The following is a 12,245-nucleotide window of genomic DNA, read 5'->3' as shown; positions in this document are numbered from 1 at the left end:
TTTTTTCGTGAAGGGCCATATGTCCAAAAGAGGAGGTGATTTCGTGAAAAAGTACGAAGTCATATTTATCGCAAAACCGCTTGAAGAGGCTGAAGTCGATCCGATCGTCGAATTCGTCAGCAATCTTCTGACAAAGAACGGTGCAACGATTGAAAAGGTTGATCGCTGGGGTAAACGGCATCTCGCGTATCCTGTCAAAAAACAGAACGACGGATATTACACCTTGATCAACTTCGAAATCGAGCCGTCTGCGATTTTCGAAATTGACCGCGTCATGAAAATCCGTGACGAAATTTTGAAACACTTAATCGTTAAGATCGGCGAATAATCGGAGGCGCAAAGGCATGAACTCAGTACAATTGATGGGCAATTTAGCCCGTGACCCTGAAATTCGTTTTACGAAAACAGGCAAAGCTGTCGCCAGATTCACGGTTGCCTGCACACGCACGTACGTGCCGGCAGGAAGCCAGGAACAGCGCGAATTAACTGATTTTATTCCTTGTGTTGCCTGGGGTAATTTGGCAGAAAGCTGTGGCAATAATCTCGCCAAAGGCAGCCGTGTGTTCGTCGAAGGCCGCATTTCCGTTCGTTCCTACGAAACAGCGGAAGGCCAAAAACGGTACGTCACGGAAGTCGTCGCCGACTTTGTCGGGCAGACCTTGGGAAGCGATTCCCGTCAGTTCAGTGCCCAGCCGGCATCGCCGCAGCAGGGTCCGGCCTCGTCCGGAAGCGGGTTTGACGGCCTTGGCAGTGATTCAGACGAAGAAATCCCGTTCTAACCATGCCAAATATCCCTTTTATATTCTAGAGGGAGGAAACTATACATGAGAAGAGATCGTTCAAGAAGACCGAGAAGAAAAGTTTGCAACTTCTGCGTCGATCATGTTGATGAAATCGATTATAAAGATATTGCCAAACTTCGCCGTTTCACGACAGAACGCGGTAAAATCTTGCCGCGCCGTGTTTCCGGCGTCTGCGCCAAACATCAGCGCAAACTTACGATCGCCATCAAACGGGCCCGCGCTATCGCCTTGCTCCCGTATACGGCGGAATAAGACAAAAAAGACCATCTGACGATGGTCTTTTTTTATTTCGTCCTTCAAGCGGGCACATATACGGAGAGAAAAGACGGCAGGATCTCGAGACGCAACGGAAAAGCCGGCCCGGCGTCACCGTCAACGTTGCTGGTCAGCGGTTCCTGGTCCATGAGCGAAACGGTCACCTTGGAGACTGTCGATAAATACATGTATTCGGAACTGAGAGGCATGCCGGCCAAGATTTCCGGCACCGTCTTGACTAAATCCAAATACGTAAAATCCTTAAAAACGGCCAGCCAGATCTTGCCGTCGTTAACGCGAGCCTGCGGCGCCAAATTGCGGAAGCTGCCAACCGAATTCGTCAACATGGCAATGACCAGCGGCGACCGATGAATAAATTCGCCCTTTTCCGTCGTAATCTTAAAAAGCGACGCTCTGTGCGTCTGCAGCGCTTTCAGTCCCGTCAAAAAATACGCCAGCGGTCCAAGCCGCGTTTTCTGCTCGATCGACACATTGCTGACAGCTTCCGGCATAATGCCGGCCGCAACGGTATTGACGAAGTACCGGTCATTAACTTTGCCGATATCGACCTTTACGGTCTTCGTCTTTTTCAGCATGGCGATCGCCGCTTCCGGATGAAGGGGAATGCGGAGCGCCCGTGCCAAATCGTTCACCGTACCCATGGGAATAAAACCGAAATTGATTTCCTGCCGGGCCTGCGCCAAGCCGTTGACCGTTTCATTGAGCGTCCCGTCGCCGCCCATGCAAAAAACGGCATCATAGCCGGCTAAAGAAGCTTCCCTGGCCCATTCCGTAGCATCTCCCGCCTTGCCCGTTTCCCGCAGTTCCGCTTCTGCAAACATCGTTCGCAGCTGGTCGTATAAATTTTCTTTGTGGTATTTGGCCCGCTCTCTTCCGGCAGTCGGATTGACAATTAAGATGGCCTTAGTCAATCAAATTCCCCTCCTCAAAGGTAATGACGTCGTATTATTTTATTATATCCGTATCCTTCCCGTTTGAGAAGAGCCACATTGTAAAATGCATAGGGCCTGTGCTATAGTGAAGATGTCTAAAAACCGCAGAAAGAAGGGATTATCATGTCATTCTCCTACCATGCCGGACTGTATCCGTATCCGTCGCGGCGCGAAGTCGTCTACGGCCGCAAGGGAATGGTCTGCACGTCGCAGCATTTGGCGGCACAGGCCGGCCTCGATGTGCTGAAACAAGGCGGCAACGCCGTCGATGCCGCTCTGGCCACGGCTATTTGCCTGACCGTTCTCGAACCGACGAGCAACGGTATCGGCAGCGACCTTTTTGCGCTGATCTGGACGGGCGGAAGGCTATACGGGATCAACGGCAGCGGTCCGTCTCCGGCGCTGCTGACCAGAGACCGCGTCACAGCCGCCGGGTACGACGCAATGCCGCTGCGGGGCTGGCTTCCGGTCATGGTACCGGGCGCCCCGGCGGCGTGGGCGGCAATCCATGACCGCTTCGGCCGCCTGCCCTTCGAGCGGCTCTTTGCCGCCGCCATCACCTACGCCGAAGAAGGGTATGCCGTAATGCCGACATTGGCGGCAATGTTAGCGGCTGAATGGGACGCCTTCTCCGACTTTCGCGCGCAGCCCGCCTTTGCCGGCCTTTTTTCCGTTTTTTATCCGACCGAAAAGCCTGCCCAACCCGGCGATCTGCTCAAATTGCCGGCCTTAGGCCGCACGCTGCGCAGTCTCGCCGCCAGCCGCTGCCGCAGTCTTTACGACGGTCCAATCGGAGCCGCCGTCGCCGCCTTTTCTCTGCAAACAGGCGGTCTCCTGCGCCAAAGCGATCTTGCCGCTTATCAGCCGCAATGGGTAGACCCGATCTGCACCAACTACCGCGGTTACGATATTTGGGAAATGCCGCCGAACGGACAGGGGCTCGTCGTCCTCATGGCTTTGAATATTGCGTCCCGCATGACCTTTGCCCAACGCGATACCGTCGACACCCTGCACCGACAAATTGAAGCCATGAAGCTCGCTTTTACAGACGGGAAAACCCATATCGCCGATCCGAACTGCATGAAAACGAACACAGCCGATCTCCTTGCCGATGCCTATGCCGAAAAACGCTACCGTGAAATAGGCGCCGCCGCGCTTTTGCCGCAGCCAGTCGATGCCGATAACGGCGGCACCGTCTATCTCTGTACAGCCGATGAAGACGGCACCATGGTCTCTCTCATTCAGAGCAACTTCGCCGGTTTCGGCTCCGGAATTGTCGTCCCCGGCTACGGCATTTCCCTGAACGACAGAGGCAACAACTTCAGCCTCGACACGGCCAGTGACAATTGCGTCGGACCTTCCAAGCGGTCATACCACACGATCATACCCGGATTCGTCACGAAAAACGGCGATGCCGTCGGCGCTTTCGGCGTCATGGGAGCTTTCATGCAACCGCAGGGACAATTTCAAGTGCTGATGAACACCATCGACTTTCATCTTAATCCGCAGGCAGCGCTGGACGCGCCCCGTTGGCAATGGCTCGGCGGCAAGAAAATCGAAGTCGAGCGGGGCATACCGCAAGCGCTTATTGACGGACTCACAGCCAGAGGTCACGAAGTCTCCGTCAATGACGATCCCCTGCCTTACGGCAGAGGACAAATCATTTGGCGCAATGAAGACGGCGTCTTAACAGGCGCTACGGAACCCCGTGCCGACGGCGTCGTCGCCGCCTGGTAAGCTCCGGGCGCAACAGCTGCCCGTCAATAGATGGGGAAGGCCGGCGCTGCAATCGCGCCGGCCCTTTTTTAACGGCTATGTCCAACTATTTCGTCCTTATATCATCAAAAAACCGTCACTCCCTATTGTCGCAACAGTGATGCGCCCCGCCCATATCCGCAAACGACCCGCAGTTTCATCAGTCCTGTCAGCGGCGATGGGGCGCCCGATGATGCGGCGGCGGGCTCACGCGGCGAGGCGGCGGACTCATACGATGGCGGTGCGAATGACGCCAACGCCAATCGTCATCCCAGCCAAATCCCCAGCCGAATAAAACGGGAAGATAATACGCTTGCGATTGCCGGAGACGCGTATAGTAGTCTTTCGGCACGACAAAAATATCGACAACATCATTTTTTACCAGATTTCCGACCGTAATTTGTGCCGCTATCGCCGTTTTTCCACAGGCAACGGGCGTGATGACGCCGTCACTTGAAACGGCGGCAACGGCGTCGTTCAAGCTGTGCAACGCCACTGCGCAGGGTACATTGCCGGGTACAGCTACGGCCAACGCGCCTTGCGTACCTAACGGAATTTTCCCGGGAACAGCCTGTATCCTTACTTTTTGCAATAACGTTGCCGCCGACCCGTAAATCAGCTGCGTGTCCCCTTCACTGCGGACACGCCAGACATTCGTGCCGTCTTTGGCCGTCAGGTACTCGCCCAGTCGTTCCCGCGTTGCCTCGTCATAGGTACAGACGCGATAAAAATATTTATCGCGAAGTTCTTTGTCCACGCGGTAATAGTGTTTTCCGCTCCCTTGATCCAATCCGGTAAGCGTTGCCGGTAACTGTTCAATGCGCGCTGTAATCTTAGCGTATGTCGTTCCTTTCGTAAGATAATAGTCGTCAACTTTCGGCAAGTTGACGGCCGGATCCGTTACGGCGCCCTGCCGTTTTGGCTGTGTCGCTGCCGTCGCCGACGGCGCGGTGACAACGGGTACCGCCGTATCGGCGGCAAGGGACGTCGCACCGCCCGGAACTGCCAGCCAAAAGGCTGCCGTTACAGCATATATCTGCCATGTTTTCATATAAAAACCTCCTCACTCGGCGGGTATATACAAATTGTATCATACTTTTTGCCGCCGTGATGGCTATTTTTTAAGGATATTTGACATATGTCATTTATATTTCTATAATAAAGACGATGCATTCTGAAAGGAGGTGTCTTCCCATGGCCAGACCGTCGCGTTGCCGCAAGGTTTGCGCCTTGCCTCAGGTCGATGAATTTCTCCCGGCAGGCGAGAAAAAAATGCGGCCTACTGTCGTTATGACCGTCGATGAGTACGAGGTTATTCGCCTCATTGATCTCGTCGGTCTGACACAGGCGCAATGCGCTGTACAGATCGCCGTTTCCCGCACAACCGTAACCGGTATCTATGAAACGGCGCGCCGCAAGCTTGCCGATGTCGTTATCCATGGAAAACGCCTCCTGATCGAAGGCGGCAATATCAAAACCTGTCAACGGGCCGCCACGTGCCGCGCACTCTGCTGCCGTGCCGCCCTTGGGAGAGCAAAAGGAGACAATAGAAATGAGTGAAAGCTGTAATCAAAGCTGCTCCAGCTGCAGCAGCAACTGCAGCAGTCGCAAAGAACCGCAAGATTTATTGGCAAAGCTTCACGAAGGCAGCCAGGTCAAGCATGTCATTGCCATAGTCAGCGGTAAAGGCGGCGTCGGTAAATCATTAGTTACCTCTCTGCTGGCAACGCAAATGCAGCGGCAAGGGTATAAGACGGCCATTTTGGACGCCGATATTACGGGGCCGTCCATTCCGACCACCTTCGGCCTCCATAAGCGCGCAGAAGGCGCGGAAAACGGCATTTATCCCGTAGAAACGAAGACCGGTATCAAAGTCATGTCCATGAACGTTCTCCTGGAAGATACGGGTGATCCCGTCGTCTGGCGCGGCCCTGTCATTGCCGGCGCCGTTACGCAGTTCTGGACCGACGTTCTCTGGGGTGATATCGACTACATGTTCGTCGATATGCCGCCCGGTACCGGCGATGTTCCCTTAACCGTATTCCAGTCCCTGCCGATTGACGGCATTTTCGTCGTCACCTCCCCGCAGGAGCTGGTTTCCATGATCGTGGAAAAGGCATTGCGCATGTCGGAGTTGATGAAAGTCCCCGTCCTCGGCCTGATCGAAAATATGAGTTACTTCGAATGTCCCGACTGTCACAGCCGTCATGAGATTTTCGGGCCGAGCCGCGCCGACGCTTCGGCGGCAAAATACGATATCCCCCACGTCGCCAAACTGCCGATTGATCCGAATTTCGCAGCCCATTGCGATAAAGGCGAAATCGAAACATACGGCGCAACGTATTTGGAAGACACGGCCGCTTACTTGACCGGCATTTTCGGTAAATAAGCAAAAAAAAGCCATCTCTTATGAGATGGCTTTTTCATTTCCCGGACCGATTGCCGTTTCGCGGCGCACGTGTCCCCACACAGCGCCGCCGCCAAAGCCGATGAGAAAGGGCGTGATCCAGCCGAAGCCGTAAGACGACAACGGCGTGACCGCCACAATGGCCTTAGCAGCTGCCATGCCGCTAAGGCCCGGCAACGCTTCAAGCAACGCATAGATAACGACCAAATAGGTCGCCCCTCTATATGCACCGTCATTGGGAATGACCTTGGCAAACGTCCCCAAGACCATTAATGCCAGTACGGGCGGATAGGAAATGCTGTAGATCCACCCGATATACGTAACGATGCCGTCAACGCCCAAAAGCGCCGTTGCCGCCGATACCGCCGCCGTCACGATAACGAAAAAACGATACGACACTCTTCCCGCCGACAGCGCGCTGAAAAAATTGGCGACAGCCGCAATTTGCCCTACAGCCGTCGTCAGACAGGCGAGAACGACAGCTATTCCCATAGGTATCATGACCCAGCCGCCGACGCGCTGAATAATGGCGACAAGTAACGCGGCACGGCCAAGGGACTGTTCATAATCTCCGCTGACACAGGCCCCCATATAAAGAAGACTGCCATAAATAACCAGAAGCAGAATAACCGTAATCAGGCCGCACAACACCATCGCTTCATTGCGCGATTTCCGCGTCGTATACCCCTTGGCCTCGACGGCACCGATAAACAAGGAAGCCATGATGAAGCTGACCAGAACGTCACCGGTATTATATCCGCCCAAGAAAGCATTGACAAAAGCATTCTCCACAACGGGATCTGCCGGCGTCCCCAAGGGAAAAAAGATGCCAGCCGCACCGACAACAATGAGGATCAACGCCAATATCGGAGTCAAATATTTGCCCATCTTATCAAAAACGCTGCCTTCATCAAAGGTAAAAAAATAGGCGACGGCAAAATAAATCAGCACGCCGGCAGTAAAAGGCAGATCGGGAAAATTCCCCTGTACGCCAAGCTGAACGGCCGTCGCGCAAGTCCGCGGAATGGAAACAAAGGTACAGATAATCATTAGCAACGTTAATAAGATATGATACGTGTGCTTGCCGACATGTGCCGTAAGACGCCGCACATCACCGCACCGGTTAATAACCAGAAGCGCAAACACAGGCAACAGAATGCCTGACAAGGACAGCCCGAGCAGTGCCGGAAGAAAAGCGGTCCCGCTGCTCAAGCCCAACTGCGGCGGAAAAATAAGATTGCCGGCGCCGAAGTACGTCGCAAAAAAAGCAAATCCGAGAATAAAAACGTCTCGTAGCCGCACCGTTCGGCCGGCAAGTGTTTTCGTTTCAATCATGACGATTCCCCCTAACGAATGATTGCACAAAAAAATGCGTCATCATAACGATGACGCACCTGCAAAACCCCTATTGTCATCTGTCGCCATCACCGTGGCGCTGGAATTGGCACCTTTCCTTCCGGAAGGTTGCCGCAGCGTCGTCGGGCCAGTCCCTCAGCTGCTCTAGATGCATATTGTAATGAGACTTCTTCACTATATACCGAAAATACTCCCCCGTCAAGCCTATCCTTTTCCGTGCACGTTCTCGCACCAGCCGTTTCCCATGACCAAAATGTGGACAACCGGCTCAAAACATCTGTAAAAAATGGCGTAATTACGCCATTTGTACAATTCTTCACACAAATTTTACCCTTTTCAGGATAACTTATACACAAAATCACAACACCTGTACACAGCCATTTCGCCTCCCGTCAAGATTCCGCCTTATCCTCTCCAATATGCGAATAGCAGGAGATAAGCCACGGCTCTTTCCGCCTGGAGATATCTGAGTTATCCACAATTTAAGCGGTATCTCGTCTCGAAAAGAAGGAGAAAAAGCGGCGAAAAACAGGGCATTTAAAGACTATACACAGACAGGCGCCAAGATTGTATGTAATTTGTGCATAACATATGGCATATGACGAAAAGAATCAATCTACCTTGCGGCTCCAATCAATATGCACACCCAGTTCCATCCAGACCTTCGCCAGCGCCAATCGCATCGTTTCCCAACTGGCGACAGGCCGTTCTTTGATCGTCTCGAAAAAAGACAGATCGACATAGTTGTGAAGCGTCTGGCAGGTCGTCAGGTACTCGTAAACCTTTCGGTTGATCTCGTCATTACAAAGATGAACCTGTACGGTCCGTGTATCTGCATCGTATTGAATATACCCGTTATCATTCGTTCCCGTATGCGCAGCTATTTTGTATATGGCCATCGTAAAAAACCTCCTTCAGTTGCTGACTGTTTATTTTCTCGTCTCTCTATCTTGTGATAATTCCCAAAGAAACCCCTTCATGATCGCTTGTCTGCCGAACCGTTCCTGCAGTCTGTCGATCGCCGCCGTCACCTTTTCCTGTGTTTCCGCATCGTCAGAAAAAAGATCGCCCTGTATTTGCAGCGGCTGCAATTGACTGACCGTCAGCCCTAAAAGCCGTATCGGCTCAAACGCCAGATCTCTGGTAAAAAGCCGTTTGGCCGCAAAATACAACTGCGCTTCCGCGCAAGTCCCCATCGTATCCAGCGTCAACGACCGCGTCACGGTCCGAAACGACGCAAACCGGACCTTGATCGTTATCGTTCGCCCCATAAGGTGATTCCGGCGCAATCGCCAGGAAACTTCATTCGCCAAGATGCGGAACTGTTCGTCCGCTTCACGGCGCGTCTGCAGATCGTGCGGATAGGTGTGCTCGCTGCCGACAGATTGCGGCCGGCGGTGCACCGACAGCGGGCGGTCGTCAATGCCGCAAGCCAACTCGTAAATACGCCGCGCCTGCTTGCCGACGGTACGCTCCAGCGCAGTCGGGCCGGCGGCGGCGATATCGCCGATGTGACGGTAACCGGCACGTTCCAACGCAGCGGCCGTGACCTTGCCGACGCCCCAAAGTCTGCGCACCGGCAACGGCGCCAGCCGTTTCTGCTCTTCACCGTAACCGATCAGAACCAGTCCGTCAGGTTTTTCCAAGTCCGATGCCAGCTTCGCCAAAAATTTGTTGGACCCGATGCCGACGGAAGCCACCAATCCCGTTTCCCGCAAAATATCCGCCTTGATTGCCTTGCCGAGATCCGTGACAACCGTATAATGCCCTTCCATTCCCGAAATATCCAAAAAAGCCTCATCTAGCGACAAGGGTTCGATATACGGCGAATACTGTGAGAAGATAAGGCGTATTTGATGCGATATGCGCCGGTAGTGCGACATGCGAACAGGCAGAAATACGCCGTTCGGACAGCGCTGCCGCGCGACCTTCATACTCAGCGCCGAATGAACGCCGCAGGCTCTGGCCTCATAAGAAGCCGTCGCTACGACGCCGCGGTCCGTCAGGCCGCCGACAATAACCGGTAACCCGCGCAGAGCAGGGTTGTCGCGCTGCTCTACAGAAGCATAAAACGCATCCATATCCACATGCATAATCCAACGTTTAGGCATTTTGCAGCGCCTCTCTTTCCATTACTGCTATTATACAACGTTTTTCCCAGTAAAATATAGGTGATTTCTCATCTTTTATCACGCCGCAACCGCTGCAAAAAAGTTGCGAGTATGGTAAGATAATTACGTATAGGAGGCGAGCATATGGACTTATTCCAACTGACATATTTCATTGAAGTTGCCCATAAAAAAAGTTTCACAAAGGCTTCAAAATCGCTGCACATCAGCCAACCTTCCATCAGCAAAGGCATCAAGGCGCTGGAGGAAAATTGGAATGTCCGCCTTTTTGACAGAAACGGAAAAAATGTGGAACTGACGGAAATGGGAATCTACCTGTTGCCGAAGGCGGAAGCGCTGATTAAGGAGTTCAGTCAGCTGAACGAGGACCTGAAGGCGCCGAGCCTGCTGAATTCCGGCAAGCTTGCCGTCGGCATTCCGCCTATGGTCGGCTCTTCTTTCATCTCTCCTTTTATTCATTATTTCACGACAGCCTATCCCGATATCGAATTGGAAATCAAAGAAGTCGGCTCACAGGAAGTCATTTCGGCCATTGACGACGGCGTCATCCAGGCCGGCTTCGTAGCCTTGCCGATCACGACGGAAACGCCGTATGAATTCTTTATTTTCAACAAGGAATGTCTGGAAGTCGTCTTGTGGAAAGATCATGAGCTGGCAAAGAAAAACCAGCTGACCCTACAGGAAATCAAGGAGGAACCGCTCGTCTACTACCCGAAAACGTTCAGCCTGAATCCCTTTATCCGCTCTTTCTATCAAGAGCTCATGACCGATCCGAAAATCGTCTGCCAGAGCAGCAACTGGGATTTTCTCGTCGAAATGGTCCGCACCAAATTGGGCATCGCCTTATTGCCGGAAACGATCTGCCGCCGCATTCCCGACGGTGATGTCATCCATATTCCGCTGACAGATCCGCAGATTCCCTGGACCTTGGCAATGATCTGGAAAAGCAAAGGCTACTTGTCACACCCGACACGAACCTGGGTTCAGTCTTTCAAGGAATTTTTCAACAAACGGCCGAGCCGCAGCTGTCGGTAAGCGCCACGTTTTATCTCGAAATACCTTCTCGCCGGAGAGGGTATTTTTTTGTCGGAAAATTTCCTACAAAAAAATCAGAAATCTTCTGATTTTCCGATTCCCCTAAGTTTACGATAATAAAGATATCATAAACTACATCGAAAGGTGGTATTTTTCATGTTAGATTTTATTTGGCGTTTCTTCAAGACGTCACCCGATGCGGAGCCGATAACCGACCAACGTGTCGTCAAGCAAAAGTTTGACAGCATTCGCTGGCGTGTTTTCGCTTCCATCACGATCGGTTACGCTTTTTATTACATTATCCGTCAAAGCTATTCGGTCATTAAAAAACCGCTCCTCGCTTCCGGAATCGTCACACCGACGGAAGTCGGGGTAATCGGCTCCATTTTCTTCATTACCTACGGTTTAGGTAAATTCACGAACAGTTTCCTTGCCGACCGCATGAACAACAAACGGTTCTTTTCTTTCGGTCTTTTTATCTCTTCCTTGACAATGGTAGGTATGGGGCTCGTGAATTCATTCGTTCCGTTGGCCATTCTTTGGGGCCTCAACGGTTGGTTCCAGTCTTATGGCGCCGGCCCTTCGATCGTCGCGCTGAATCAATGGTTCAGCAACAAACAACGCGGTACACTGTACGGCGTCTGGTTTACCAGCCATAACCTCGGTTCGTCCTTTGCCTACTTCGCTATTGCCGCCATCGTTTCCGCCTACAACTGGTCGATGGGCTTCGTCGCCGCTGGTGTCATCTCCTTGATCGGCACGGCCTTTATCTACTTCGGCATGAACGACCGTCCCGAAACAATCGGCCTGCCCAACGGCGCCGTTTATTACGGTGAAAAATCACAGGAACAGGTCGACGCGGAAAAGAAAAAATCCGTCGGCGCCATGCAGTGGAATGCCGTCGTCAAAAACCCTGCCGTCTGGATTCTCGGGCTCTCCTCGCTCTGCGTATACATTGCCCGGTACGCCGTCGAAAGCTGGGGCGTCGTCTACCTGACGTCCGCCAAGGGCTACGACATCATGGGCGCCGCCGGAGTTATGGCGTACATGCAGGTCGCCGGCATCTTCGGCGCATTACTCTGCGGCTGGATCTCCGACAAGTTCTTTAATCACAAGCGCAATGCGCCGGCTCTCATCTACGGGATTCTTTATTCCGCTTCCATCGCCGGTTTCGTATGGGCTCCCCAGTCATTTACGACAGATTTGCTCTGTATGACCTTTTACGGCTTTACCATGGGCGCCCTGGTCTGCTACATGGGCGGTCTGATGGCCGTCGACATCGTTCCGAAACGCGTTACCGGCGCGGCAATGGGCATGATCGGCCTCCTCAGCTATGCCGGCGCGGCCATTCAGGAATTTATTACCGGTAAACTGATGACAATTACCGTCGTCGAAGGCGTAAAAACATATGATTTCGGCTATGCTACCGCATTCTGGGTCGGTGCTGCCGTCCTTTCCACACTCCTTGCTCTCCTTGTCTGGAATGCTAAGCCGCAAGACGATGAGTAATCGTTAACTAAAAAGAAGGCCATATATATGGCCTTCTTAGCTA

General features: G+C 52.8%; 13 protein-coding genes and 1 riboswitch. Of the genes, 8 read left to right on the top strand and 5 right to left on the bottom strand.

Features of this window, described 5'->3' with window-relative positions; genetic code table 11:
• Positions 1-43: 43 nt before the first annotated feature.
• From rpsF to rpsR, 3 genes are read left to right on the top strand one after another with little or no spacing between them, the layout of a single operon-like run.
• The gene (rpsF, locus tag HMPREF1250_RS02955) at positions 44-328 is read left to right on the top strand and encodes a 30S ribosomal protein S6 (protein WP_023053152.1); all 285 of its coding nucleotides are present in this window, start codon (positions 44-46) and stop codon (positions 326-328) included.
• A 16-nt stretch (positions 329-344) separates the two neighbouring features.
• A complete protein-coding gene (locus HMPREF1250_RS02950; protein ID WP_023053146.1) occupies positions 345-779 on the top strand; it encodes a single-stranded DNA-binding protein in 435 nt (144 codons plus the stop codon).
• Positions 780-824: 45 nt separating this feature from the next.
• Entirely contained in the window at positions 825-1,055 is a 231-nt protein-coding gene (gene rpsR / locus HMPREF1250_RS02945) for a 30S ribosomal protein S18 (protein WP_023053149.1), read from the top strand.
• Between the two features lie 44 nt (positions 1,056-1,099).
• Here rpsR and HMPREF1250_RS02940 read toward each other — a convergent pair whose 3' ends face one another.
• On the bottom strand, positions 1,100-1,990 hold the full coding sequence (locus HMPREF1250_RS02940) for a diacylglycerol/lipid kinase family protein (protein ID WP_023053126.1): 891 nt from the start codon (positions 1,988-1,990) through the stop codon (positions 1,100-1,102).
• Between the two features lie 144 nt (positions 1,991-2,134).
• Between HMPREF1250_RS02940 and HMPREF1250_RS02935 the strand changes: the two genes are divergently transcribed.
• On the top strand, positions 2,135-3,748 hold the full coding sequence (locus tag HMPREF1250_RS02935; protein WP_023053132.1) for a gamma-glutamyltransferase family protein: 1,614 nt from the start codon (positions 2,135-2,137) through the stop codon (positions 3,746-3,748).
• A gap of 187 nt (positions 3,749-3,935) precedes the next feature.
• Here the strand turns inward: HMPREF1250_RS02935 and HMPREF1250_RS02930 are convergent, their stop codons facing one another.
• Entirely contained in the window at positions 3,936-4,817 is an 882-nt protein-coding gene (locus HMPREF1250_RS02930) for a hypothetical protein (protein ID WP_023053122.1), read from the bottom strand.
• 143 nt (positions 4,818-4,960) lie between these two features.
• On the opposite strand from HMPREF1250_RS02930, the gene HMPREF1250_RS02925 reads away from it, so the two are divergent.
• A complete protein-coding gene (locus HMPREF1250_RS02925; protein ID WP_023053142.1) occupies positions 4,961-5,326 on the top strand; it encodes a DUF134 domain-containing protein in 366 nt (121 codons plus the stop codon).
• Positions 5,319-6,155, top strand: coding sequence for an Mrp/NBP35 family ATP-binding protein (locus HMPREF1250_RS02920; RefSeq protein WP_023053145.1), 837 nt, complete (start codon positions 5,319-5,321; stop codon positions 6,153-6,155). The genes HMPREF1250_RS02925 and HMPREF1250_RS02920 overlap by 8 nt, the downstream gene beginning before the upstream one ends.
• A gap of 18 nt (positions 6,156-6,173) precedes the next feature.
• On the opposite strand, the gene HMPREF1250_RS02915 is transcribed toward HMPREF1250_RS02920, so the two are convergent.
• The 3 genes from HMPREF1250_RS02915 to HMPREF1250_RS02905 all read right to left on the bottom strand — a co-directional run bounded on the left by HMPREF1250_RS02915 (position 6,174) and on the right by HMPREF1250_RS02905 (position 9,640).
• Positions 6,174-7,508 (bottom strand): branched-chain amino acid transport system II carrier protein, encoded by a 1,335-nt coding sequence (locus tag HMPREF1250_RS02915; RefSeq protein WP_023053127.1) that lies wholly within the window; start codon positions 7,506-7,508, stop codon positions 6,174-6,176.
• A gap of 73 nt (positions 7,509-7,581) precedes the next feature.
• Positions 7,582-7,684, bottom strand: a riboswitch (SAM riboswitch).
• Positions 7,685-8,140: 456 nt separating this feature from the next.
• The gene (locus HMPREF1250_RS02910) at positions 8,141-8,428 is read right to left on the bottom strand and encodes a hypothetical protein (protein ID WP_023053144.1); all 288 of its coding nucleotides are present in this window, start codon (positions 8,426-8,428) and stop codon (positions 8,141-8,143) included.
• Between the two features lie 30 nt (positions 8,429-8,458).
• Positions 8,459-9,640, bottom strand: coding sequence for a DNA polymerase IV (locus HMPREF1250_RS02905; RefSeq protein WP_023053124.1), 1,182 nt, complete (start codon positions 9,638-9,640; stop codon positions 8,459-8,461).
• A gap of 144 nt (positions 9,641-9,784) precedes the next feature.
• On the opposite strand from HMPREF1250_RS02905, the gene HMPREF1250_RS02900 reads away from it, so the two are divergent.
• Both HMPREF1250_RS02900 and HMPREF1250_RS02895 read left to right on the top strand, forming a co-directional pair.
• Entirely contained in the window at positions 9,785-10,693 is a 909-nt protein-coding gene (locus tag HMPREF1250_RS02900) for a LysR family transcriptional regulator (protein ID WP_023053141.1), read from the top strand.
• 156 nt (positions 10,694-10,849) lie between these two features.
• A complete protein-coding gene (locus HMPREF1250_RS02895; protein ID WP_023053150.1) occupies positions 10,850-12,202 on the top strand; it encodes an MFS transporter in 1,353 nt (450 codons plus the stop codon).
• Positions 12,203-12,245: the final 43 nt, after the last annotated feature.

The sequence above is a fragment of the Megasphaera vaginalis (ex Srinivasan et al. 2021) genome (genome assembly GCF_000478965.1).
GTDB lineage: Bacteria > Bacillota > Negativicutes > Veillonellales > Megasphaeraceae > Megasphaera > Megasphaera vaginalis.
Note: the sequence above shows the minus strand (reverse complement) of the source record. Positions and strands in the feature narration are given on the sequence as shown.

Coding starts and splice junctions, on each gene's coding strand:
- HMPREF1250_RS02950 (WP_023053146.1), top strand. CDS start 345: ATGAACTCAGTACAATTGATGGGCAATTTAGCCCGTGACCCTGAAATT.
- rpsR (WP_023053149.1), top strand. CDS start 825: ATGAGAAGAGATCGTTCAAGAAGACCGAGAAGAAAAGTTTGCAACTTC.
- HMPREF1250_RS02935 (WP_023053132.1), top strand. CDS start 2,135: ATGTCATTCTCCTACCATGCCGGACTGTATCCGTATCCGTCGCGGCGC.
- HMPREF1250_RS02930 (WP_023053122.1), bottom strand. CDS start 4,817: ATGAAAACATGGCAGATATATGCTGTAACGGCAGCCTTTTGGCTGGCA.
- HMPREF1250_RS02925 (WP_023053142.1), top strand. CDS start 4,961: ATGGCCAGACCGTCGCGTTGCCGCAAGGTTTGCGCCTTGCCTCAGGTC.
- HMPREF1250_RS02920 (WP_023053145.1), top strand. CDS start 5,319: ATGAGTGAAAGCTGTAATCAAAGCTGCTCCAGCTGCAGCAGCAACTGC.
- HMPREF1250_RS02915 (WP_023053127.1), bottom strand. CDS start 7,508: ATGATTGAAACGAAAACACTTGCCGGCCGAACGGTGCGGCTACGAGAC.
- HMPREF1250_RS02910 (WP_023053144.1), bottom strand. CDS start 8,428: ATGGCCATATACAAAATAGCTGCGCATACGGGAACGAATGATAACGGG.
- HMPREF1250_RS02905 (WP_023053124.1), bottom strand. CDS start 9,640: ATGCCTAAACGTTGGATTATGCATGTGGATATGGATGCGTTTTATGCT.
- HMPREF1250_RS02900 (WP_023053141.1), top strand. CDS start 9,785: ATGGACTTATTCCAACTGACATATTTCATTGAAGTTGCCCATAAAAAA.
- HMPREF1250_RS02895 (WP_023053150.1), top strand. CDS start 10,850: ATGTTAGATTTTATTTGGCGTTTCTTCAAGACGTCACCCGATGCGGAG.